Raw genomic sequence first — 21,018 nt, 5'->3', positions numbered from 1 at the left:
GGCTGCTCCCCAAGCCCTGCCGTACGGGGAGGAGGGGTACTCCGGCCTCTCATGGGTACGCGTGTGCGGCGCCCCCTCGCAGGCGCACCTGTGGGCAGCACCTGGAGAAACAGTGGGAGATGGCATGAGGCTCCGCCAGTCGGCTCTGGCGCCGTTCCAGTGTTCCGCACCAGTGCTGGGCGGGCGCTATCGCCTGGACGACGCCATCGGCTCGGGTGGCGCCGGCGACGTCCACCGTGGCTTCGACCTGCGTTTGAAGCGACCGGTGGCCGTCAAGGTCTTCCGCGACGGCAACGGTGCCGACAGGGAGGACGGCTTCCACAACGAGGCGGTGATCCTTGCCCGGTTGCGGCACCCCGGCCTGGTCACCGTCTACGACGCCGGCCGGCATGACGGACGTGCCTACCTGGTGATGGAGCTCATCGAAGGCCCGACGTTGAAGGCGCGCATCGCCGCGGGCAGCCTGGCGCCCGGGGAGACCGCCGCTCTCGGGGCCGACCTCGCGCGTGCTCTGGCTCACGCGCACGACGCGGGCATCGTCCACCGTGACGTGAAACCGTCGAACATCATCCTGGACGCGTCCGGCCGCCCCCACCTGACCGACTTCGGGATCTCCCGGCTGCTCGACGCCACCACCCGCACCAGCACCGGCACGCTCGTCGGCACGGCCGCCTACCTGTCTCCGGAGCAGGTGCTCGGCCAGACCGTCGGCCCGCCCGCCGATGTCTACGCCCTCGGCCTGGTGCTCCTCGAATGCGTCACGAGCCGACTCGAATACGACGGTGCTCCCTTGGAGGCCGCGATCGCGCGGCTCCACCGGCGGCCCGAACTGCCCGACTCCCTCCCGGAGGAGTTCGCGGCCCTGCTGGGGGACATGACCGCCCTGGAACCACCGGCCCGCCCATCGGCCGACGACTGCGTCCGGACTCTGGCCGCCCTGGCCGAGTCGAACGGTCCCGGGGCCGTCCCATCCACGGCCGACGTCACGAGCCTGGTCCCCGAGCAGGTGCCGGCATGGGCCGACCGCACGCACCCGCATGCGTCGCACGCCGCCGGGACGGCCGCACCGAAGACCGCGCCCGCGCGCGGACGCCATCTGGTCGTCGGTACGGCCGCGGCGCTGGCGGCTGCCGTGGCCGCCACCGTCGGCGTGTCCGACGGGTCCGCGCACCACGAAGCGCCCCGGGCGGTGAGCAGTCCCTCCGCGAAAGCCGACGCACCAGGCGCGTCCGCCTCCAGCCACGAGGCGGCCTCCAGCCACGAGGCGGCCCCCGGTCACGAGGCGGGATCCGTCCCTGCCAGGCCCTCCACCCGGGAGGTACCCGCGGCGCGGCTTCAAGAGCCCACCCCCGGCCAGGCCTCCAGCTCCGCCTCGGCTGTCCCGAGCCGGGAGGCGGCCACCGGCATGGGCGCCCACGGCACCACGGCCCCACCTTCACACACCACCACACCGGGCACGCCAGGCAGTGGGGCGGCGTCACCGTCCGATACGGCATCGCACGGCAAGGCAGGAGCGGACCCGTCCGGCGAGCGGTCCGACAAGCCCCGGAACGCTGGGAAGGGCCACGGGAAGAAGGACCGGAAAGAGCCCTCCGACGCCGCGAGTCCGGTCACTCCCTCTGCTGGTAGTTCATGAACCAGTGGGTGTCGAAACAGCGGGCCATCGTGAACCGGTGGTCCGGGTCGACGAGGACGCGGCAGACGAACTCCGCTTCGGCGTCCCGCGCCGTACCCGTGCCGACCCACTGGTGCGCGGGGCGCCGTACCTGTCGGTGAGCAGGTCCGTCAGAGCCTGCGGGTCCAGGTCGCCGGGCAGGTACACGTAGGCGTCCCCCGGGCCGAGCCGGGCCGGGCCGGCAGGTCCTTGACGGTCGCTTGCGTGAGTTCCTTGGCGGACGGCGAAACGCACCGCACTGACAAGGGACGCGCCGGATCTCTCTCGCTCAGCCGGCCTGTGCCGCCAGTGCCGCAACCGCGGGGATCAACGCGAAGGCTTCGCGCGTGTGCCGGATGAGTGCCGCACGGTCCCGCCGTACGGCGTCCGACGAGGTCCATGTCTCCAGTGCGCGGTGCCAGGCGGCCAGCATGAGGTCGAGCAGAAGGCGCAGTTCGGTGTGGCCGGGGGACTGCCCGGGCAACCGGTCTGCCACGATCCGGACGATGCTCGCGGAGACCTCTGAGCAGTGGCGCAGGCTGTGCGCGGTCAGCGCGGGGGTGCGGTCGGTCAGGCTGCGGCTGGCCAGGAAGCGCCGTTCCCATCCGTCCGCCATCTGCTCCAGTGCCGCGAACAGCGCGTCTTCGTAGGCGCCGAGCAGGTGCCCGCCGGTCAGGGGCCGACTCTCGATGTCCGTGAGGTAGGCGGCCCACAGTTCCTTCTCCGGGGCCAGGGCCACGTCTTCCTTCGAGGTGAACGTACGGAAGAAGGTGCGCTTGGAGACCTCTACCGCGTCGACGATCTCGTCCAGCGTGACCGTGGTGAAGTCCTGCGCGGTGAACAGCTCAAGGGCGGTGTCCACCAGCGCCTGACGGGTCCGCAGCTTCTTGCGCTCGCGCAGCGGCAGTTCTTTCGGGTCGTTCTGCACGAGGCAAGCCTAGCAATCGCGTTTGCCCCTTGTAGGCTTATGCCACTCAGTGGCACTATCTCTCGTCGTGAAGGCACTGACGATTGATCACTCAGCCCCGGGACACCTCGCGCTCACGGAGGTCGCCGACCCCGAACCCACCGCCCACCAGGCCCTGATCCAGGTCCACTCCTTCTCCCTCAACGCCGGCGAGGTCCACCACGTGGTCCCCGAGGGCGAAGCCGGCACGGTGCCCGGCTGGGACGCCGCGGGCGTCGTGGTCCGCGCAGCCGCCGACGGCTCCGGTCCCGCGGCCGGCACCCTCGTCGTCACCGTGGGGGCGGACGGCGCCTGGGCCGAACTGCGCGCCGTGGACACCGATCTGATCGGCACCGTGCCCGAGGGAACCGACCTCGGCCCGATCAGCACCCTGCCGGTCGCTGCGGGCACGGCCCTGCGCGCCCTGCACCGCATCGGCCCGATCCTGGGACGGCGCGTCCTCGTGACCGGCGCGGGCGGGGGCGTGGGCCGCTTCACCCTCCAGCTCGCGGCCCGCGGCGGCGCACATGTCACCGCGCTGACCAGCGATCCGGCGAAGGCGGACGCGCTCCGCGCACTCGGCGCTCAGGAGATCGTCACCGACCTGGCCGCGCTCCAGCACCTCGAACCGGTGCACGGCGTGGTCGAACTGGTCGGCGGCGCCCACATGGTCGCCGCACACGGCGCCCTGGCCGACAACGGCGTGCTGGTGGCCGCAGGTCACATATCCGGCGACGGCGAGCAGTTCCCCTACGGAGCCCTCTTCGGCAACGGTCGTCGCCACAACCGCCAGATCGTCACCTACTACCTGCTGGACGACGCCGTAGGACTGGGCGCCGACCTCACCTGGCTCGCCGCACTCACCGCCCGCGGCGAACTGGACCCGCAAGTCGCCCTCCGCACCGACTGGACGCAGGTGGCGTCGGCGGCAGCCGAACTCGCGGGCCGCCGCGTGCCGGGCAAAGCCGTCCTTGACGTCCACTGAGCGGACGAGACGACGTCCGCCGCCGGTCCTGGTGCGCGACGTCCCGCTCAGCAGCGCCGTAGCGGCGACACCGCCTGTGGCCGCCGGGTCCGGGGACAAGCGCCGCTTGTCCCCGGACCCGGCGGGGAGTCAGAGCTGGGAGCCGCCGCCGTCCACGGCGAGTTCGGCGCCGGTGGTGTAGGTGGCGTCGAAGGCGAGGAACGCCACGGCCCTGGCGACTTCGGCGGGGTTGCCGAGGCGCAGCATGGGGATGTCGGCGGCCATCTGCGCCTTGGTCGCTTCGGCCGCCTCCTTGGGCATCGACTTCTCCAGGATCCCGGAGTCGATCGGGCCGGGACTGACCGCGTTGACGCGGATCTTGCGCGGGAGCAGCTCGCGGGCCAGGCTGCGCGTCATCGAGCGCACAGCCGCTTTGCCGGCCGCGTAGGCGCTGAGCGTCGGAAGCCCCAGCACGTTCGCCACGGACGTGGTGAACACCACACCGCCGCCCTCCACCAGCAGCGGAGCGAGCTTCTGCACCGTGAAGTAGGGACCCTTGACGTTGACGGCCAGCAGTTGGTCGAAGAGCTCCTCGCCGGTCGCCTCGAACGGCGCGAAACCGCTGACGCCCGCGTTGGCGAACAGGGCGTCGACCGAGCCGAACCCGGTCTTCACCCGGTCGGCCAGCGCCTCGATGTCGGGCAGCGAGCCGGCGTCGCTGCGGACCGCGACAGCGTTGCCGCCGAGCCGGTCGCGGGCGGAGTCCAGGGCGTTCCGGTCGCGCCCGGTGATCAGCACCCGCGCCCCTTCGTCCACGAGCAACTGCGCGGTGGCCAGGCCCAGACCGCTGCTGCCACCGGTGATCACCACGTGCTTGCCCTCGTACTTGCCCATGCCGGACACACTCACTTCCTGAAACGCCCACGGGATTCCGTCCGGCGGTTCGGTCCCGGCCGGACACCATCGAGTCAACAACCGAGGCGAACCGGGCGTCCAAGGCCCGTTCTGCAACCCGTCATGCGCGAACCGCATGACGGTAGGCTGCTGTTGTGCCCGAGGAAGCCCCGTCCCCCGAGACGCCCCGTCCCGGCCCCGACCTGGACCTGAGACTGGTGCGGTACTTCACGGTCGTCGCCGAGCACCTGAACTTCGCCCGGGCCGCCGCGGAACTGCACGTCGCCCAGCCCTCCCTGAGCCGCCAGATCCAGCGGCTGGAGGACGCCCTCGGCGTACGGCTGCTGGAGCGCACCCCCCAGGGCAGCCGTCTCACCGCGGCCGGCGCGGCCTTCCTCCCGCGGGCGCAGACGCTGCTGCACACGGCTCACCAGGCGGTGCTCACCGCCCGCGCCGCCGCGCCGCCGCGCACGGTCACCATCGGATACGTCGAGGACCTCGTCATCACCCCCGCGGTGCGCGACCTGCGCCGCCGTCACCCCGACGCCCACGTCCGCACCCGTCACCTGGACTGGGACGAGGCGCGCGCCCTGCCCGAGGGCCGGGTCGACGCGCTCGTCATCCGCACCCCGCTCCCCGTCCCGGACGACGGCCTGGACGTGACCGTCCTCTACGACGAACCCCGGGTGCTCCTCGTACCCGCCTCCCACCGCCTGTCCGGCCAGGAGTCGGTCACCCCCGGCGACTTCACCGACGAACCCCTGGTGGCCTGCGCCGGAATGGCCGCCACGTGGACCGGCTTCTGGCGGCTCGACCCCCGCCCGGACGGCAGCCCGGCCCCCCTCGGTCCGCTGCTGGTCGACACCTTCGAGGACAAACTCGAAGCCGTCGCCGACGGCCGGGCCATCGCCCTCGTCCCGGCCGGCGACCGGCGCTGGGCACTGCGTACCGACCTCGCCGCCATCCCCGTCGAGGGGGTCGAACCCTGCCAGGTCGTGGTCGCCACGCGCCTCACCGACCCCAACCCCTTGGTCACCCACTTCCGCGAGTCCGCCAGGCAGCACCTCGTCCGCACCACCTGACGTGCCCGGTCCGCAGGGGCACGGCGGAAGCCCGCACCGCGATCCCGCCTGCCCCGGCAACACACCGGAACCGGTCGCCCCGGGCCGGGGACAAGGGCCTCGGGCGAGGCCTGGGAGGGTTACCGGTGGGCGATCTGCGGGCGGTCGCGGCGGGCGTCGTGGAGGACCGAGCCCCACCAGAGGAGCTGATCGAGCATGGCTTTGGCGGCGCCCTCGGGGCCCTGCGGGTCACGGAGCGTGCCGTCGGGGGAGAAGAGGAGGTAGTAGCTGGGGAAGGCGACGTAGTCGCGCACGGTGTGGGCGTGCAACTCGTTGAAGACCTGCCGGAGTTGCTCGATCGCCAGGAGACCGCCGCTGAGGCCGCTGTACCCGACGAAGCCGATCGGCTTGGCCCCCCACTGGGTGTAGTGCCAGTCGATGGCGGCTTTGAGGGACGCCGGGAAGCTGCGGTTGTAGTCGGGCGTCACGATGACGACCGCGTCGGCGGCGTCGAGCTTCCGGGTCAGTTCGGCCATGCCCTCGGGGCGCGGTAGGTCGGGCTGGAGGGCCGGTGGGGTGGACGGCAGTGCGAGCGGGAGGTCGACGTCCGCCAGATCGATCAGGTCGATCGCGAACTCGCCGTGGCGCTTGGCCTGTTCGACGAACCAGTCGGCCACCACCGGGCCGAATCGGCCCTCCCGGACACTGCCGACGATCACTACGAGATTCAGTCGTGCACTGGACATGGCTGTGCTTCTCCTACGGGGGTCGGCGCTGCCCCAGGCCGGGGCGCTCGCTCCACGCTGCCGGACGGGCGGCGGACGAGGGAGGCCGGGCAAAGGGTGGTAGTGGCAGGGCCACGATCCGCCGGTGCGGCGGGTGTTACGTTCGCGGGATGAGCGACAACGAGCTCGGCCTCTTCCTGCGGCTGCGCCGGGAAGCCGTCACACCGGCCGAGGTGGGACTGCCCGCCGGGCCGCGCCGCCGCACGCCGGGACTGCGCCGCGCGGAGCTGGCGACGCTCGCCGGGGTGAGCGTCGAGTACGTCACCAGGCTGGAGCAGGGGCGGGACCGCAGGCCCTCGGTGCAGGTGCTGGCGGCCCTGGCGGACGCGCTGCTGCTCACCCCGGGGGAACGGGTCCATCTGCACCGGCTCGCCAAGGGCGCCGACCCCGGCTTCAGCTGCCGGGGCGGGGCGGGACCGAACAGGGCGGTCAGGCCCACGGTGCGGGCGCTGCTGGAACGGCTGGAACCGGCGCCCGCCGTGCTGGTGAACCGGCTGAGCGAGATCCTGGCCTGCACGCAGGGGTACCGGCGGCTGGCCGAACCGCTCGGTCTGCTCGACGGTGCCCTGCCCAGCCTCGCCCGCTTCGTCTTCACCGATCCGCGGGCGCGCTCGGTCTACCCGGACTGGGACACGGTCGCCGACCAGCAGGTCGCGGCCCTGAAACAGGGGCCGGGGCAGTCCGACGTCCATGTCGGCGCGCTGATGGACGAGTTGACGGTGTCCTCAGGGGAACCGTTCGCCGACCGGCTGCGGACGCTGCCGGGGCTGCCGCGGGCGAACGGGGTGGTACGCATGGTCCACCCGCAGGTGGGGGAGGTGCGGCTGGCCTACGAAACGCTCGGGCTGCCCGCCGACGACGACCAGCACCTCGTCGTCCACCTGCCGGCCGACGACGCGAGCGCCGCCGCACTCGACCGCCTCACCGGCCGCCGCCCCGGCGCCCTGCGGGCGGTCTGAGCGACGGCGGGTTTCCGTACGGTGAGAGTCTTACCGGGACAGTGGGGCGGCCTCACCCAAGCTCCGGCGCTCAACTGCCAAGCCCCACACGCCGACTCATACTGAAATGATCAGTAAGGCACGGCGAGGCCGGGACCGAGTTCGGCGTCACTTCCTGGTCCGCGTCCGATGGCCGTGAGTCGCCGCCGTAGTCGGCCGTCGCCGTCGAAGGCCGGGATCACCTGGTTCCTCCCTTGGCGTCGGCACGCCGGCGGGCGCGCAGCACCTCGGCGAGGAGCGGGACCAGGGAGACGATGACGATCAACCCGACGAGCGGCAGCAGGTAGCGGTCGACGTTCGGTATCGAGGACCCCAGCGCGTACCCCGCGAGGGTGAGGCCGACACTCCACACCAGGCCACCGGTCACCTGCCACAGCGTGAAGGTCCGCACCGGCACGTCCAGGGCGCCGGCCATCGGGTTCAACACCGTCCGCACCACCGGGACGAACCGGGCCAGGAGGATCGCCTTGGCGTGCCCGTACCGCTCCAGCAGTTCCTCGGCGCGCCGCACGCCCTCGCGGAGGCGGCGGGAACGGCTGCGGGCGATCAGCGCGCCGCCCGCCTTGCGGCCGATCAGGTACCCGCACTGCGCCCCGGCCAGCGCGCCGACGGCCGCCGAGACCAGCAGCGGCGCCAGGGACAGTTTCACGCCCTGGTCCGCCGAACCCGTGCACAGCAGACCCGCCGTGAACAGCAGGGAGTCACCCGGCAGGAAGAATCCGATCAGCAGGCCCGTCTCGGCGAACAGCACCACGCCGACGCCCAGCACGCCGAAGGCGGCCAGGAGTGAATGGGCGTCGAGCACATTGACGGCCAGTTGCGCGGCCAGGTGTGGCGGACTGGTCATAGGGGCCTTCCTTGCGGATCGGGTGAAGTCGAGCGTCCGGGAACGAGCGACTACAGTGGAGTAGACCGTCTACCGAACTGTAGACGAATGGCGCCCGGGGCGCGTTCCCGGTACGGGGTCGCGCTCGGGGGCGTAGACCTCCGCCAGCTCCTCGTCGGTCAGGTCGGCGAGCGGCAGCAGTCCGGCCGTGGTGCGGTGGGCCGGGGACACCATGCCCTCCCGTGAGCCGACCCGCAGGGCCTGCCGGTGGGCCGGTGCCGAACCGATCAGGGGAGGCGTCGGTCCGGGGCCGTCGCGTCAGAAGGGTGAGCATCAGGCGGCCCCGCAGGCAGCCCGCCTCCAGCAGCCGGTGTGCGTCCGCGGCCCGTTCGGCGGGCAGGACGCGTGCGACCCGTGGGGTGAGCCGGCCTTCCTCGGCGAGCCGGCGGAGACGGTCCAGCTCGGCGGTGCTCGCGTGCGGAGCGCGGCACGAACGTCGAGTGGGCGACGATGCCGTGGTCACCGGGCACCTGGGCGCCGTGACGCGACACGGGGAGGGCGTCACCCGGCTCGGCGTCGCCCAGATGCGGATGCACAACGCGAACAACCCCGGGGACGCCGAGCCGGCCGCCCTGGTGGGCTAACTCTCCCTATGTGACGAGCAGTTCCGCCAGCGACAGCTCCGTCTGATCGGCCGGCCGGCACCGCGAGGGCTGGGGACCGTGCCCGGGATCAGCGTCCAGGCGCGTTCCACAGCTCCCGGAGTTCCGCCCACTGCGTTGCCGGGCCGTGCAGGGCCGTGGGCCGGCCGGTGTCCGGGGTGCGCAGCCCGGTGAGGACGAGGTCGAGGTAGCGCAGGTGCAGCGCGGTGGCGCGCTCGCTGGTGACGGGGATCCGAGGGGTGAGGTGTTCGAGCAGCAACGGGATGTCGGCTGAGGTGAAGTCGGGGCGCAGCACGCCCTCCCTGTGCGCGCCGTCCACCAGGTCGTCCAGTGCCGCGCGCAGCCGATCCGCGGCGGCCCGCACCTCGTCGGTGGCCGGTAGCCGGCCGCCGACCAGGGGGAGGAGCGGTCCGCCCGCCCCCTGGTCGGCCAACGCGTCACGGAAGAAGCGAACGAGGGCGGTCCAGGGGTCGGGCTCCTCGGCGAGTGCGGTCCGCGCCTGCGCGACGAGTTGTTCCATCCCCGCGATCCGCATGCGCTGGGCCAGCAGCTCTTTGCTGGGGTAGCGGCGGTAGAGACTGCCCATGCCGATGCCGGCCCGGCGGGCGATCTCGGAGACGGGAGCGTCCCAGCCGCGCTCGGCGAAGACCTCGCGCGCGGCCTGGAAGAGGCGGGCGTCATTGCGGTCCGCCTCCCGCCGCCGGCCTCGCGGTTTGCCTGTGTACGTGTCACCCATGACGCGGCATTCTCCCTCAGGGGCACCCCACGCCGTGCCCGCCGTCGACGGTGACGACCGAGCCGGTGATGAATCCGGCCTCCGCACCGACGAGCATCGCGATCGCCCGGGCCACGTCCTCCGGTTCCGCGACCCGCCCGAGCGGGGTGTGCTCGACCAGACGCTGCTGGAACTCCACCGGCAGTCCGGCGCTGGCCTCGGTGCGCACGAACCCGGGCGCCACGACGTTGACGTTGATGCCGAGCGGGCCGGCCTCGTAGGCGACGAAGCGGGCGAAGGTGTTCAGGGCCGCCTTGGCGGTGCCGTGCGCGGCCATGCCGACGGCGGGCGGGCCCTCGGCCACGGCGCTGGAGACGTACACGATCCGGCCCCCGCCCCGGGCGCCCATCACGGCCAGCGCCCGCTGGGTGAGGGTGTACACGGACGCGAGTTCGTTCGTCACCTTCGCGTGGAAGTCGTCCCAGGACAGGCTGGGGAGCGGGGTCGGGGTGAAGCGGGCACCCGCGTTGCAGACGAGGACGTCCAAGCGTCCGTCGACCGCGGAGCGCTCCAGCAGTTCGGCCGCCTGGCGGGGGTCGTACACATCGGCCCGCACGGCGAAGGCTTCGCCGCCGTCGGTCTCGATCCGCTTGACCACCTGGTCGGCGGCCTCGCGGTTCGAGAAGTAGTTGACGGCCACGCGGTACCCACGGGCCGCCAGCTCACGGGAGGTGGCCGCGCCGATGCCCCGGCTGCCGCCCGTGACCAGCGCGGTCGGCTTGCTCGTCGTCATGTGTCCTCCGGTCGGCGGATCGATGTGCTCTGCATCGACCTTATCGGAGCGGAGCGCTCCGTTCAAACATGCGACGATTCCCAACTCAGCGAAGAAACCGAGAGGTTGGCGGAATGGCCGCCGCCGGCAACGTGTTGCCCACGGACATGAGCGAAGCAGTAGTGGCGAGCGCCTACGGCGGTCCCGAGGTGCTGTCGGTGATCGACGTGACCGTCCCGGAGCCCGGGCCCGGACAGGTGCGCATCGCGGTCCGTGCCGTCGGTGTCAACCCCTTCGACTACAAGGTGTACGGCGGTGTCTTCGGAGCCGATCCGGCGAAGCTGCCGCTGCGGCTGGGCACCGAGGCGGCCGGTGTGGTCACCGCCGTGGGCGCCGACGCGACCGGCCCCGCGGGTCCCGTCCAGGTGGGGGACGAGGTGATCGTCTACCGTGCGTCCGGCACGTACGCCGCGGAACTCGTCGTTCCGGCCACGTCCGTGGTGCCGAAGCCGGCCGGCCTGTCCTGGGAGCAGGCCAGCGGGCTGATGGCCGCCGGCGCGACCGCCGTACACGTCCTCGAAGCGGTCGGACTCGGCAAGGGCGAGACGGTGCTGCTCCACGGGGCCGCGGGAGGGGTCGGCCTCGTGGCCGTCCAGCTGGCCGTGGCGCGCGGCGCCACCGTTGTCGCGACGGCAAGCCCCGCCAAGCACGAGCTGCTGAGGGAACTGGGTGCGGTCCCGGTCGCCTACGGGCCCGGCCTGGCGGACCGCGTACGTGCGGCGGCCCCGGAGGGGATCCACGCGGCGGCCGACCTGGTGGGCACCGACGAGGCGGTGGACGTCTCCCTGGAACTCGTGACCGACCGTTCCCGTATCGCCACCATCGCGGCGTTCGAGCGCGGGGCCCAGGCCGGGATCAAACTCCTCGGCAGCGGACCCGGCGGCGACCCTGGCACCGGGATCAGGCAGGCCGCCCGCCTCCAGCTCACGGAAGCCGCGGCAGCGGGACGACTGCGCATCCTGATCGCGTCCAGCCACCCGCTGCGGGAGGCAGCCGCCGCCCATCGCGAGAGCATGGCCGGTCACACCACCGGAAAGATCGTCCTGGTGCCGTAACCCATGTCCGTGAGGGACCGTCTCGGGCGCCCGCCCACGCGATGACCGCTTCCGGCGGGAAGCGGATCAGCGCGTGGGTGGGCGCCCGAGACGAGCGGGGCGTGTCCACGCCTTCGAGCACGGCGCTCCGCCGTCCAGGTGAGCAAAGCCGCTGGCGAGAGCCGGCAGGCCGCGGGTGCTCCTTGCCGGGGGCTGCCTGACCACGGCGGATACGGCGTGACTCAGCCGCCCAGACCCGCACAGTCCCTGCCCGACCGTGGTGGCGCTGCCGATCCTGCATTCGGCACGATCGCGTTCGCGACGACCTCGAAGAGGTGGTCCGCCTGTGGTGCGAGCGAGGGCTGATCGCCGAGCCACGCGAGCGCCGCCACCAGCGCGAACAGGTCGGCGCCATCGATGTCGGTGCGCGCCGCGCCCGCGGCCTGGGCGCGGGCGAGGAGCCGTGCTCCGGCCGCGCGCAGGGTGACGCATGACGCATGGAGTGCGGATGCGGGGTCCTCGATGGCGGCTGCCATCAGCACGGTCACGCCGCGGTACTCGGTCGTCCACGCGACGCAGTCGCGCAACCACGAAACCAGCGCGTCCTCGGGCGAGTTGGCGGCCTCCAGTTCGCCTGCCTTCGCCGTCAGTTCGTCGAAGCTCGTGCGCAGCAGGGCATCGAGCAGCGCCTCGCGCGTCGGGAAGTGCCGCAGCAGCGTCGCGAGCCCGACATCGGCCCTGCGTGCGATGTCGCGCAGTGACACGTCGACGCCGTGCTCGGCGATGGCGGTGCCCGCTGTGGCGAGCAGGTGGTCACGGTTCTTCCTGGCGTCGGCCCGCATCTGTTCCTCTTGACCATCCGGATCAGTGATCCATATATTCGGATCAGTGGTCCGTTTATGTGGACCGCTGATCCGGATAGCGTATCCCGCGGCTGGGACAGGAGAGACCGATGCCGACACACACGATGGGGGCCGTCCGGCTCCACGAGCACGGCGGCCCTGAAGTGCTGCGTTACGAGGAGGTCCCGATCCCCGAACCGGGGCCGGGCGAGGTCCTCGTTCGCGTCCACGCGGCCGGCGTCAATCCTCCCGACTGGTACCTGCGCGGCGGGCTGACCAGGATGCCCGGGGAGCCGGAATCGACGGTCAGCCTGCCGGTGATTCCGGGGACGGACGTGTCGGGCGTCGTCGAGGCCGTCGCCGCGGACGTGGACGGCTTCGACGTGGGTGACGAAGTCTTCGGTCTCCTGCGCTTTCCCAGCTTCCACGGCAGCGCGTACGCCGAGTACGTGGCCGCTCCCGCGTCGGACCTCGCGCGCAAGCCGGCCGGCATCGACCACGTGCACGCCGCCGGGGCGCCCATGGCCGGGCTGACGGCGTGGCAGTTCCTGATCGACCCGGGACACGACCACCCCTCGCCCTTCCAGGACGCACGGCACCGCCCCACGGCACTCGACGCCGACACGACGGTGCTCGTCAACGGCGCCGCCGGAGGTGTGGGGCACTTCGCGCTCCAGCTGGCGAAGTGGAAGGGCGCACGGGTCGTCGCCGTGGCGTCGGGCGCACATGAACCGTTCCTGCGCGACCTCGGCGCCGACCGGTTCATCGACTACACCAAGAGCCGTGCCGAGGAACTCGTGCACGACGTCGACCTCGTCGTCGACACCGTCGGCGGCCCCGGCAGCAAGCGCTTCTTGCGCACACTCAAGCGCGGCGGCGCCCAGTTCCCCGTGCTCCCCGGGGACTTCGACGAAGAGGAGACCGCGAAGCTGGGCGTCACGGTCTCCAGCGCCCAGGTCCGCTCGAACGGTGCACAGCTCGCCGAACTGGGGCGCCTGCTCGACGCGGGCACGGTCCGCGTCGCGATCGACAGCACGTTCGCCCTGGCGGATGCCCGGGCAGCGCACGAACGCGCCGCCCGCGGGCACATCCAGGGCAAGATCGTGCTCACGGTGGCCCAGTGACCGTCCGCCTCCAGAGCGGCCCGCTCACCGAGGTGTGCTGTGCGTGCGGCTACTCCAGCAGATTCTTCGCGGTGCAGTAGCGTTCCAGGGCCCCTGCAACCGGATGCCGCGCGCTGAGCGTGGACGGAAGGATTGGTGAGGTCGCCGGCGCCGTAGTCCTCAAGGCGGGCCCAGAGGGCTTCGACCTGTCGGCGCAGGGCCTGGCTGGCGGCGGTGGGTTCGACCAGGACGGAGCGCCTGTCGCTGGTGGAGCGCACGCGGCGCACGAAGCCGGCCTTCTCCGGACGCCGGATGGTGCGGGTCATGGTGGCGGCGTCGGCACCGACGTGCATGGCCAGATCGGTCTGGCGCATCCGGCATCCTCCACCCGGGCCAGCGCCTCGTCCTGGACCTGGGCGGCATGCGGTTCTGCGACTCCAGCGGCATCACCGCCCTGATCGCCGCACGCAGCCACGCCGACGCCGCCCGGGCCGGCATCGCGCCGGCGGCCGTACCGGCCAACACCCTGCGGATCTTGCGGATCGTCGGCGTCGACCGGATCTTCCCGGTCCATCCGGACAGCGACAGCGCCATCCGCCGGACGAGCGGCTGACACCCGCACGGAGGTCAGTGCAGTTCGACGTCGAGGCGTGAGCGCAGTTCGTCGAGGGTGATGCCGTAGGTCTCCCGCACGTGGACGCCCTGCGGTAGCAGGTCGAAGGTGGCGACCTCCGTGTAGACCCGGCTGACGCACCCGATGCCGGTGAGCGGGTAGGTGCACTGCCGGACCAGTTTGGGCGCGCCGGACTTCGTGAAGAGCGTCATCATCACGTAGACGTCCTTGGCGCCGATGGCGAGGTCCATCGCGCCGCCGACGGCGGGGATGTCGCCGGGCTCACCGGTGTGCCAGTTGGCCAGGTCACCGCGCTCGGAGACCTGGTAGGCGCCGAGTACGCAGACGTCGAGGTGGCCGCCGCGCATCATGGCGAAGGAGTCGGCGTGGTGGAAGTACGCCGCCCCTGGCAGCTCGGTGACCGGGACCTTGCCGGCGTTGGTGAGGTCGGGGTCGATCTGAGCGCCCTCGGCCTTCGGGCCCATGCCGAGCATGCCGTTCTCGGTGTGCAGGACGACACCGAGTTCCTCGGGCAGGTGGTCGGCGATCCTGGTGGGCCGGCCGATGCCGAGGTTGACGAACGCGCCGGCCGGGATGTCCCGGGCGATCACGGCGGCCACCTCGTCCATGCTGAGCGGGTGGTCGACGGCGATCGGCGCCTCGCCCGTGGACGCCGAGCGTGCCGAGGCGGTGGTGTCGATGGTCATCGTGCCCCCTGGACGGTGTAGTGGCGGGTCTCGACCGGGACGACGCGGTCGACGTATATGGACGGCGTGACGACCGCCTCCGGGTCGAGCGCGCCCAGCGGGACGACCTCGTCGACCTGGACGACCGTGGTGGTGGCGGCGGTCGCCATCACCGGGCCGAAGTTGCGGGCGGTCTTGCGGTAGACGAGGTTGCCCATCGGGTCGGACCGGTACGCGGAGATGAGGGCGTAGTCGCCCTTGATCGGATACTCCAGCAGGTAGTCGCGTCCGTCGATGGTGCGCACCTCCTTGCCCTCGGCGAGCGGGGTGCCGACCGCGGTCGGACAGTAGAACGCGCCGATCCCGGCGCCGGCGGCCCGCATCCGCTCGGCGAGGTTGCCCTGGGGAATCACCTCCAGCTCGATCCTCCCCTCGCGGTACAGCGCGTCGAAGACGTAGGAGTCCACCTGCCGCGGGAAGGAGCACACCACCTTGCGGACCCGGCCGGCCGCGAGCAGCGCCGCCAGTCCGACATCGCCGTTCCCGGCGTTGTTGGAGACGATCGTGAGGTCCTTCGCGCCCTGCCGGATGAGGGCGTCGATGAGGTCGAACGGCATCCCGGCCAGGCCGAAACCGCCGACCAGGACGGTGGAACCGTCCTCGATCCCGGCTACGGCCTCGTCGGTCGACTCCAGCACGGCGGCGCGGCTCACTTCGACACCTCCAGGTTCTCCAGGACGACGGCCAGCCCCTGGCCGACACCGATGCAGATCGCGGCCACGCCGTACCGCTCGCGGCGCTCCTTCAGGACCGCGGCCAGGGTCCCGAGGATCCGGCCGCCGGAGGCGCCCAGGGGGTGCCCGATCGCGATGGCCCCGCCGCGCTGGTTGACGATCCCGGGATCGCGCAGTCCGTCCTTGAGCCAGGCGTCGACACAGGCCAGTGACTGCACCGCGAACGCCTCGTTGAGCTCGACCGCACCGACCTGGTCCCAGGTGATCCCGGCACGGGCGAGCGCCCGGTTGGCGGCCTCGACCGGGGCGTAGCCGAATTCCCGCGGGTCCAGCGCCATCGCACCCCTGCCGAGGATCCGGCCGAACGGGTCGTGGCCGATCGTCGTCGCCGCCGCCTCGCTGCCGAGGAGCACCGCGGAGCCGCCGTCGGAGAGCGGGGAGGCGTTGCCCGCGGTGATGGTGCCGTCCGGCCGGAACGACGGCTTCAGCGCGGCGAGCTTCCCGGGGTCCGAGTCCGGGCGGATGCCCTCGTCGCGGACCAGGTCCCCGACCGGGGTGACCAGCGCGTCGTAGAAGCCGTCCTCCCACGCCTGGTGCGCGAGGCGGTGGGAGCGGACGGCGAACTCGTCCTGGCGCTCGCGGGAGATGCCGAAGCGCTCCTGGAGCTGCTCGTTGCACTCTCCAAGCGAGACGGTCCACTCCTTCGGCATCCGCGGGTTGACCAGCCGCCAGCCCAGGGTCGTGGACACCGCGGTGACGTCGCCCGCCGGGAAGGCCCGCGACGGCTTGGGCAGCACCCACGGCGCCCGCGTCATCGACTCGACCCCGCCCACGAGGACGACCTCGGCGTCGCCCGTCTCGATCGTGCGGGAGCCGGCCATCGCCGCGTCCAGGCTCGACCCGCACAGCCGGTTGACCGTGGTGCCGGGCACGCTGGTCGGCAGACCGGCCAGCAGCGCGGCCATCCGGCCGACGTTGCGGTTCTCCTCGCCGGCGCCGTTGGCGTTGCCCCACACGACCTCGTCGATCGCGGCGGGATCCAGTGCCGGTGCCTGCCTGAGCACGCCGCCGATCGCCGTGGCGGCCAGATCGTCGGGCCGGATGCCGGCCAGCGCGCCGTTGAACTTGCCGAACGGTGTCCGCGTGGCGGCGTAGAGGAATGCGCTCTTCATGGCTCGAAGGCTAGACGGCGGCGTCGATATCGTGAAGTATCGATATCGCCCTCGATTGATATCCTGAGCATATGGATCTGCGCCAGCTCCGCTACTTCCTCGCCGTCGCGGAAGAGCGCCACTTCGGACGTGCGGCCGAACGGCTCCGCATGGCACAGCCACCGCTCTCGCAGGCGATCCGGCAGCTGGAGGGCGAGCTCGGCGTCGCCCTGTTCCACCGCACCACACGCCGGGTCGACCTCACCGAGGCCGGCCGCGCCTACCTCGACCGGGTGCGGGCGATCCTCGCCGAGGTCGACCAGGCCGCCGACCACGCGCGCCGGGTCGCCGCCGGTTCGGTCGGCCACCTCACCCTGGGCTGCGTCGGCTCGGCGACGTACAGCCTGCTGCCGACACTCTCGCGGCACCTCGCCGCCGAACTGCCGGGCATCGACTTCTCCTTCCGCGGGGAGATGCTCGCCCCCGATCAGGTGGAGGCGCTGCGCAGCGGCGCCATCGACGTGGCCCTGCTGCGCCCGCCCGCGGCCGACCCGTCCCTCGCCGTCCACACCCTGCGCCGGGACCGCCTCGTGGTGGCGCTCCCGGCCGAGCATCCCCTCGCGGCGAAGACCCGGGTGCGCGCCGCCGACCTCGCCGGCCTCGACATGATCATGCACTCGGCGGACCGCCGCTCGGTGATGCACGACGTCGTGCTCGGTGTCCTGCGGGAAGCCGGCATCGAGCCGCGGATCCGGCACGAGGTGGGGGAGACATCGACGCTCATCACCCTCGTCGCCGGCGGCCTCGGGGTCGCGGTCGCGCCCGAGCCGGTGACCGCGCTCGCGCTCGACGGCGTCGTCTACCGGCCCCTGGTGCGCCCGGCGGCCTCGATCGAACTGGCCGTCGCCCACCGGGCCGACCGCGACGAACCCCACCTGGCGCGCGCGGTGGAAGTCATTCGCCGGCTCATCTGAACCGAAGGCACCACGGCGCGACAGGGTCCGTCCCGCCCTCCCCACGCCCCACCGGCAGACGGGAACTGACGCCCGATCCGTTGCCGCCGTGGGCGGCCCCCCTGACGGAAAGCGCATTCCGCGCGGCGGAGCCGGCGACGGGGGACCATGTCACCGGATGGGTGATACGGCAGGAAGGTGTCCCATGCAGCACGCCAAGGCGGCCAGGGTCGTCATCGTCGGAGGGTCCGTCGGCGGCCTCGCGGCAGCCCACGAGCTGCGCGCCATCGGCGCCGAGGCAGCCGTGTACGAACGTTCCGCGGGCCGGATGCAGGCCCGCGGAGCCGGGGTCGTCATGCAGCCCGAGGTGGAGGCGCTGCTCGTCCGCCTGGGCCTGTCGGCACGGGAGGTCAGCGTCGAACTGCGCGAGCGCCAGCAACTGCACCTGCACGGCAGGGCCACCCGGTACGCGGCTCCCCAGCTGATGACCGCGTGGGACACCCTTTACCGCGTACTGCGCGAGCCCGTTGCCGGGCTCTGCTACCGCCTGGACAGCGCCCTGACCCGGGTCCGGGTGGAGGGCTCCGAAGTGACGGCCGAGTTCGCGGACGGGTCCACCACGCAGGGCCACTTCCTGGTGGGCGCCGACGGGATCGGCTCGGCCACGCGCCGGCTGCTCGATCCCGCCACGCGTCCCTCGTACGCGGGCTACGTGGCCTGGCGGGGCCTGGAGCCGGAATCGGCTCTGCCCGGCGACCTGCTGGAGGTGCTGACGGGCCGGTTCACGTTCTTCGGCTCGGACGGCCTGCAAATGCTGTGCTACCTGGTGCCGGGCCCCGACGGCGAGTTGGAGGAGGGCTCCAGACGGGTCAACTGGGTGTGGTACATGAACGTGCCCGAGCATGATCTGCCACGGTTGCTCGCGAGCCGGTCCGGGAAGCCGTACACCACGTTCCTGCCGCCCGGGGAGATCCTCCCGGACATCGCGGCGGAACTCGCCGCCACGGCAAAGGCGTCGCTCCCGGAGCGGTTCGCCCAGCTCGTTCGGCTCTCGGACGTCTTCATGCAGCCCGTCTTCGACCTGGCGCCGCACCGCATGGTCGCCGACCACGCGGCCCTGATCGGTGACGCCGTCGGTACGGTGCGCCCGCACACGGCCTCCGGAACCTCGAAGGCCTTCGCCGACGCGGCCGGGCTCGCGGCGGCCCTGCGCGGTTGGACGCCCGGCCAGGAGCTGCCGGCCGGCCGGCTCGCGGACTGGGAACAGCAACGGCTCCTGCATCTGGTCGCGCTTTCGCGGGCCGGGATCGACCTGGCCGACAGGTCGTCGCTCGGGACGGCCGGCAGCCGTCGCTTCTTCGCCTCCGAGTGACTCCTTCGCACGGGTCGTTCCGGGCGAAGTGTGTCGGCGCGCAGGGGGGGTGCGGCCCCGAACTCGTTCGGCCGCACCCCCGTCGGACTCACTCCGGCTGGGTGACCGCCGTGCGCCGGACGACCACTTCACCCTCGTCCGTGGCGACGGCCACGGCGTACACACCAGGGCGTTCGCCGTTGTACTTCAGGGGCAGGTCCAGCGCCCCGTCGCCGAGCCACGCACGCATGTCCTGCTCGGTACCGCCCACTTCCATCCAGGTGATCCCCTGCGGGGAGGTCTCCTCCCCGGAGCGCGGCTGGGCGGCCGGGTGCTGAGTGAGGTCCTCGACCAGGAAGACGTTGGGGAGTCCTCGTTGCCAGCAGGGGATCGTCTCGGGAACGCGTACGGCGTTGCGCTGCACACCGTCGGTCCGCCTGCGCAGGGGCTTGTCGATGATGTCGGTGCCGAAGTGCTCTGCCAGCCGCGTCAGTTCGTCGCGCGAGTCGACGCGCAGGCACCAGCCGATGAAGACGTCGCCCCCTTCGATCTGGTCGTAGAACCAGCGGGCGCTCGGGTTGGTCCGCGGGGAGTAGGCGTCGATGACGCTCTCGACCTCGATGTACTGGTCCGGTCCCAGCGGCACGATGCGGTTGGCGATGCCGAGGTGGGGGAACCAGCCGCCTTCGTACTGCCCGAACCCGGTCTCCTCGCAGAGCCGTTCGGTGCCCTCGTAGATGTTGCGGCACCCGAGGGAGATGTGGTCGATGCTGAGCACAGTGTTCCGTCTCTTGTCAGTGAGTTCTGGACAGTCGGTTCTTGTCAGTCGGTTCTGGTCAGTGGGTTTTTGTCAGTGGGTTCTTCGCCAGCGGGCGGGAGTGCGCCGGGTTCACCCGGATCCGGTTGCCGGCCACGGTGACCACCGCGCACGCGACGAGCGACACGGCGATGAAGTACAGCCCGCTGTCGAAGTTCCCGGTGCTGTCCCGCAGCCATCCCACGATGTACGGCGCCAGGAAGCTGCCGACGTTGCCGAGCGTCGTGGTCATGGCGATACCGACCGACAGGGCCACCGGTCCGCTCAGGTGCGCCACCGGGATCTGCCAGACCAGGAAGAGGGCGGCGTAGATGCCGGAGGTGAGCAGGACCGTACCGAGCAGGGTCAGCCAGAGGTTGGGGGCGTTGACGGCCAGGACGGTGCCGGCCGCGGCCAGCAGCGCTCCCCAGACCACGTGCTTCACCCGCTCGTCACGCCGGTCGGAACTGGAGACCCAGGCGAGGGCGACCAAGGCCGCCGGGACGTAGACGAGGCCGGACAGGAGACCCGTCTGCACCAGGCTGAGCCTCGTATGGGTGTGCTCCGCGAAGCCGGCGACGATCAGCGGGAGGAAGGCGGTGATGGCGGCGAATCCGACCCACAGCAGGCCGACGGCCATCGAGAGGGTGACCAGGCGGAGATCGCGCAGCCGCTCAAGGATGTCCCGCGCCCCCGTCGTCGGCTTCTCGCCCGCCCGCTCCCCGCTCTGCTGTGCCGCGGTGACCCGCAGCAGGGCCGCCTTCTCCTCGGCCGACAGCCAGCCGGCCGTCGCGGGGGAATCGGTCAGGAACCGCAGCAGGAACAGTCCGATGACGATCGTCGGCGCCCCTTCGAGCAGGAACATCCACCGCCATCCGGCCAGGCCGCCCATGCCGTCGGCGTACTGGATGATGTACGCGGACAGCGGCGTGCCGAGGATCGCGTAGAACGGCAGGCAGACGATGGCGGTGATCCGGCCGCGCATCCTCGGCGGGAACCAGATCGTCAGGTACATGAACATGCCGGGCAGGAGTCCCGCCTCGACGGCGCCCAGGGCGATCCGGACGATGACCAGGCTCCGCTCGCCCTGCACCAGGCTCGTCAGCATGGCGACCACGCCCCAGGCGATGGTCAGCATTCCGAGCCAGCGCTGCGGGCCGAGCTTGTTGAGCGCCAGGTTGCCGGGGATCTGCAAGGCGATGTAGCCCGCCGAGAAGATCCCGGTGGCGAAGCCGAAGGCCGCGGTGCTGATGCCGAGGTCCGCGTTCATGGTCAGCGCGGCCGTCCCGAGGTTGACCCGGTCCAGATAGCCCGCGGTGTACAGGAGGAGAACCAGCGGGGCGAGACGTCTGGCGGCCTTTCTCAGGGCACGGCGCTCGACCGGTGAGGTGTCGGTCACGGGGGAGTCCTTCGAAGAG

Annotated in this window: 22 protein-coding genes and 3 pseudogenes; 10 read left to right on the top strand and 15 right to left on the bottom strand. The window is 71.9% G+C overall.

The window, feature by feature from the left end; genetic code table 11:
• The first annotated feature begins 124 nt into the window (after positions 1 to 124).
• Positions 125 to 1,636, top strand: a complete 1,512-nt coding sequence (locus AQJ11_RS13965) for a serine/threonine-protein kinase (RefSeq protein ID WP_244218231.1) — start codon at positions 125 to 127, stop codon at positions 1,634 to 1,636.
• A 307-nt stretch (positions 1,637 to 1,943) separates the two neighbouring features.
• On the opposite strand, the gene AQJ11_RS13960 is transcribed toward AQJ11_RS13965, so the two are convergent.
• Entirely contained in the window at positions 1,944 to 2,582 is a 639-nt protein-coding gene (locus AQJ11_RS13960) for a TetR/AcrR family transcriptional regulator (RefSeq protein ID WP_059263251.1), read from the bottom strand.
• A gap of 67 nt (positions 2,583 to 2,649) precedes the next feature.
• Here AQJ11_RS13960 and AQJ11_RS13955 point away from each other — a divergent pair, with 67 nt between their 5' ends.
• Positions 2,650 to 3,585 (top strand): zinc-binding dehydrogenase, encoded by a 936-nt coding sequence (locus AQJ11_RS13955; RefSeq protein WP_059263250.1) that lies wholly within the window; start codon positions 2,650 to 2,652, stop codon positions 3,583 to 3,585.
• Positions 3,586 to 3,714: 129 nt separating this feature from the next.
• Here the strand turns inward: AQJ11_RS13955 and AQJ11_RS13950 are convergent, their stop codons facing one another.
• Positions 3,715 to 4,458 carry an SDR family oxidoreductase gene (locus tag AQJ11_RS13950; RefSeq protein ID WP_059263249.1) on the bottom strand — a complete coding sequence of 248 codons (744 nt, stop codon included), beginning with the start codon at positions 4,456 to 4,458 and terminating at the stop codon, positions 3,715 to 3,717.
• A gap of 155 nt (positions 4,459 to 4,613) precedes the next feature.
• On the opposite strand from AQJ11_RS13950, the gene AQJ11_RS13945 reads away from it, so the two are divergent.
• Positions 4,614 to 5,540, top strand: a complete 927-nt coding sequence (locus tag AQJ11_RS13945; RefSeq protein ID WP_059263248.1) for a LysR family transcriptional regulator — start codon at positions 4,614 to 4,616, stop codon at positions 5,538 to 5,540.
• Between the two features lie 119 nt (positions 5,541 to 5,659).
• Here AQJ11_RS13945 and AQJ11_RS13940 read toward each other — a convergent pair whose 3' ends face one another.
• Complete coding sequence (locus AQJ11_RS13940) at positions 5,660 to 6,265, bottom strand: NADPH-dependent FMN reductase (protein ID WP_059263247.1); 606 nt, start codon at positions 6,263 to 6,265, stop codon at positions 5,660 to 5,662.
• Between the two features lie 149 nt (positions 6,266 to 6,414).
• On the opposite strand from AQJ11_RS13940, the gene AQJ11_RS13935 reads away from it, so the two are divergent.
• A complete protein-coding gene (locus AQJ11_RS13935; protein ID WP_059263246.1) occupies positions 6,415 to 7,263 on the top strand; it encodes a helix-turn-helix domain-containing protein in 849 nt (282 codons plus the stop codon).
• A gap of 217 nt (positions 7,264 to 7,480) precedes the next feature.
• On the opposite strand, the gene AQJ11_RS13930 is transcribed toward AQJ11_RS13935, so the two are convergent.
• The 3 genes and pseudogenes from AQJ11_RS13930 to AQJ11_RS52385 all read right to left on the bottom strand — a co-directional run.
• Positions 7,481 to 8,149 (bottom strand): DedA family protein, encoded by a 669-nt coding sequence (locus AQJ11_RS13930; RefSeq protein ID WP_107120827.1) that lies wholly within the window; start codon positions 8,147 to 8,149, stop codon positions 7,481 to 7,483.
• 69 nt (positions 8,150 to 8,218) lie between these two features.
• Positions 8,219 to 8,362 carry a hypothetical protein gene (locus AQJ11_RS51000; protein ID WP_244218258.1) on the bottom strand — a complete coding sequence of 48 codons (144 nt, stop codon included), beginning with the start codon at positions 8,360 to 8,362 and terminating at the stop codon, positions 8,219 to 8,221.
• Positions 8,363 to 8,522: 160 nt separating this feature from the next.
• Positions 8,523 to 8,651, bottom strand: a pseudogene (locus AQJ11_RS52385) (hypothetical protein); the annotation flags it as partial.
• On the opposite strand from AQJ11_RS52385, the gene AQJ11_RS50990 reads away from it, so the two are divergent.
• Entirely contained in the window at positions 8,629 to 8,772 is a 144-nt protein-coding gene (locus tag AQJ11_RS50990; RefSeq protein ID WP_244218257.1) for a hypothetical protein, read from the top strand. The pseudogene AQJ11_RS52385 and the gene AQJ11_RS50990 sit on opposite strands and share 23 nt — an antisense overlap.
• Positions 8,773 to 8,860: 88 nt before the next feature.
• Here AQJ11_RS50990 and AQJ11_RS13925 read toward each other — a convergent pair whose 3' ends face one another.
• Positions 8,861 to 9,526, bottom strand: a complete 666-nt coding sequence (locus AQJ11_RS13925) for a TetR/AcrR family transcriptional regulator (RefSeq protein WP_059263245.1) — start codon at positions 9,524 to 9,526, stop codon at positions 8,861 to 8,863.
• A gap of 16 nt (positions 9,527 to 9,542) precedes the next feature.
• Positions 9,543 to 10,298 carry an SDR family oxidoreductase gene (locus tag AQJ11_RS13920; protein WP_059263244.1) on the bottom strand — a complete coding sequence of 252 codons (756 nt, stop codon included), beginning with the start codon at positions 10,296 to 10,298 and terminating at the stop codon, positions 9,543 to 9,545.
• Between the two features lie 161 nt (positions 10,299 to 10,459).
• Here AQJ11_RS13920 and AQJ11_RS13915 point away from each other — a divergent pair, with 161 nt between their 5' ends.
• Positions 10,460 to 11,392: a quinone oxidoreductase family protein gene (locus AQJ11_RS13915; RefSeq protein WP_059263243.1), complete on the top strand. Its 933-nt coding sequence runs from the start codon at positions 10,460 to 10,462 to the stop codon at positions 11,390 to 11,392.
• 221 nt (positions 11,393 to 11,613) lie between these two features.
• On the opposite strand, the gene AQJ11_RS13910 is transcribed toward AQJ11_RS13915, so the two are convergent.
• Positions 11,614 to 12,213 (bottom strand): TetR/AcrR family transcriptional regulator, encoded by a 600-nt coding sequence (locus AQJ11_RS13910; RefSeq protein WP_014670378.1) that lies wholly within the window; start codon positions 12,211 to 12,213, stop codon positions 11,614 to 11,616.
• 110 nt (positions 12,214 to 12,323) lie between these two features.
• Here AQJ11_RS13910 and AQJ11_RS13905 point away from each other — a divergent pair, with 110 nt between their 5' ends.
• Positions 12,324 to 13,337 carry an NADP-dependent oxidoreductase gene (locus AQJ11_RS13905; RefSeq protein WP_059263242.1) on the top strand — a complete coding sequence of 338 codons (1,014 nt, stop codon included), beginning with the start codon at positions 12,324 to 12,326 and terminating at the stop codon, positions 13,335 to 13,337.
• Positions 13,338 to 13,468: 131 nt separating this feature from the next.
• Here AQJ11_RS13905 and AQJ11_RS45815 read toward each other — a convergent pair.
• Positions 13,469 to 13,693: pseudogene (locus tag AQJ11_RS45815) on the bottom strand (MarR family transcriptional regulator); the annotation flags it as partial.
• A 5-nt stretch (positions 13,694 to 13,698) separates the two neighbouring features.
• On the opposite strand from AQJ11_RS45815, the pseudogene AQJ11_RS13900 reads away from it, so the two are divergent.
• Positions 13,699 to 13,929: pseudogene (locus AQJ11_RS13900) on the top strand (STAS domain-containing protein); the annotation flags it as partial.
• A 14-nt stretch (positions 13,930 to 13,943) separates the two neighbouring features.
• Here AQJ11_RS13900 and AQJ11_RS13895 read toward each other — a convergent pair.
• The 3 genes from AQJ11_RS13895 to AQJ11_RS13885 are packed head-to-tail and all read right to left on the bottom strand — an operon-like array spanning position 13,944 to position 16,521.
• Positions 13,944 to 14,636 carry a 3-oxoacid CoA-transferase subunit B gene (locus AQJ11_RS13895; RefSeq protein WP_059263240.1) on the bottom strand — a complete coding sequence of 231 codons (693 nt, stop codon included), beginning with the start codon at positions 14,634 to 14,636 and terminating at the stop codon, positions 13,944 to 13,946.
• Positions 14,633 to 15,328 carry a 3-oxoacid CoA-transferase subunit A gene (locus tag AQJ11_RS13890; protein WP_059263239.1) on the bottom strand — a complete coding sequence of 232 codons (696 nt, stop codon included), beginning with the start codon at positions 15,326 to 15,328 and terminating at the stop codon, positions 14,633 to 14,635. Before AQJ11_RS13890 ends, AQJ11_RS13895 begins: the two co-directional genes overlap by 4 nt.
• Positions 15,325 to 16,521 (bottom strand): thiolase family protein, encoded by a 1,197-nt coding sequence (locus AQJ11_RS13885; protein ID WP_059263238.1) that lies wholly within the window; start codon positions 16,519 to 16,521, stop codon positions 15,325 to 15,327. Before AQJ11_RS13885 ends, AQJ11_RS13890 begins: the two co-directional genes overlap by 4 nt.
• Positions 16,522 to 16,592: 71 nt before the next feature.
• Here AQJ11_RS13885 and AQJ11_RS13880 point away from each other — a divergent pair, with 71 nt between their 5' ends.
• Positions 16,593 to 17,474, top strand: a complete 882-nt coding sequence (locus AQJ11_RS13880) for a LysR substrate-binding domain-containing protein (RefSeq protein ID WP_059263237.1) — start codon at positions 16,593 to 16,595, stop codon at positions 17,472 to 17,474.
• A gap of 184 nt (positions 17,475 to 17,658) precedes the next feature.
• Positions 17,659 to 18,825 carry an FAD binding domain-containing protein gene (locus AQJ11_RS13875; protein WP_059263236.1) on the top strand — a complete coding sequence of 389 codons (1,167 nt, stop codon included), beginning with the start codon at positions 17,659 to 17,661 and terminating at the stop codon, positions 18,823 to 18,825.
• 88 nt (positions 18,826 to 18,913) lie between these two features.
• Here the strand turns inward: AQJ11_RS13875 and AQJ11_RS13870 are convergent, their stop codons facing one another.
• Positions 18,914 to 19,582 carry a VOC family protein gene (locus tag AQJ11_RS13870; RefSeq protein WP_059263235.1) on the bottom strand — a complete coding sequence of 223 codons (669 nt, stop codon included), beginning with the start codon at positions 19,580 to 19,582 and terminating at the stop codon, positions 18,914 to 18,916.
• 58 nt (positions 19,583 to 19,640) lie between these two features.
• Positions 19,641 to 20,999, bottom strand: a complete 1,359-nt coding sequence (locus AQJ11_RS13865) for an MFS transporter (protein WP_059263234.1) — start codon at positions 20,997 to 20,999, stop codon at positions 19,641 to 19,643.
• Positions 21,000 to 21,018 lie beyond the last annotated feature (19 nt).

Source organism: Streptomyces corchorusii (genome assembly GCF_001514055.1).
GTDB lineage: Bacteria > Actinomycetota > Actinomycetes > Streptomycetales > Streptomycetaceae > Streptomyces > Streptomyces olivaceoviridis.
The sequence above is the reverse complement of the archived record's forward strand: the minus strand, read 5'-3'. Positions and strand labels throughout refer to the sequence as shown.

What these genes read in the sequence shown, in the direction of transcription:
- AQJ11_RS13895 (WP_059263240.1), bottom strand. Translation starts at nt 14,636, where the DNA reads ATGACCATCGACACCACCGCCTCGGCACGCTCGGCGTCCACGGGCGAG.
- AQJ11_RS13935 (WP_059263246.1), top strand. Translation starts at nt 6,415, where the DNA reads ATGAGCGACAACGAGCTCGGCCTCTTCCTGCGGCTGCGCCGGGAAGCC.
- AQJ11_RS13925 (WP_059263245.1), bottom strand. Translation starts at nt 9,526, where the DNA reads ATGGGTGACACGTACACAGGCAAACCGCGAGGCCGGCGGCGGGAGGCG.
- AQJ11_RS13880 (WP_059263237.1), top strand. Translation starts at nt 16,593, where the DNA reads ATGGATCTGCGCCAGCTCCGCTACTTCCTCGCCGTCGCGGAAGAGCGC.
- AQJ11_RS13905 (WP_059263242.1), top strand. Translation starts at nt 12,324, where the DNA reads ATGCCGACACACACGATGGGGGCCGTCCGGCTCCACGAGCACGGCGGC.
- AQJ11_RS51000 (WP_244218258.1), bottom strand. Translation starts at nt 8,362, where the DNA reads ATGGTGTCCCCGGCCCACCGCACCACGGCCGGACTGCTGCCGCTCGCC.
- AQJ11_RS13910 (WP_014670378.1), bottom strand. Translation starts at nt 12,213, where the DNA reads ATGCGGGCCGACGCCAGGAAGAACCGTGACCACCTGCTCGCCACAGCG.
- AQJ11_RS13965 (WP_244218231.1), top strand. Translation starts at nt 125, where the DNA reads ATGAGGCTCCGCCAGTCGGCTCTGGCGCCGTTCCAGTGTTCCGCACCA.
- AQJ11_RS13940 (WP_059263247.1), bottom strand. Translation starts at nt 6,265, where the DNA reads ATGTCCAGTGCACGACTGAATCTCGTAGTGATCGTCGGCAGTGTCCGG.
- AQJ11_RS13885 (WP_059263238.1), bottom strand. Translation starts at nt 16,521, where the DNA reads ATGAAGAGCGCATTCCTCTACGCCGCCACGCGGACACCGTTCGGCAAG.
- AQJ11_RS13950 (WP_059263249.1), bottom strand. Translation starts at nt 4,458, where the DNA reads ATGGGCAAGTACGAGGGCAAGCACGTGGTGATCACCGGTGGCAGCAGC.
- AQJ11_RS13930 (WP_107120827.1), bottom strand. Translation starts at nt 8,149, where the DNA reads ATGACCAGTCCGCCACACCTGGCCGCGCAACTGGCCGTCAATGTGCTC.
- AQJ11_RS13920 (WP_059263244.1), bottom strand. Translation starts at nt 10,298, where the DNA reads ATGACGACGAGCAAGCCGACCGCGCTGGTCACGGGCGGCAGCCGGGGC.
- AQJ11_RS13875 (WP_059263236.1), top strand. Translation starts at nt 17,659, where the DNA reads ATGCAGCACGCCAAGGCGGCCAGGGTCGTCATCGTCGGAGGGTCCGTC.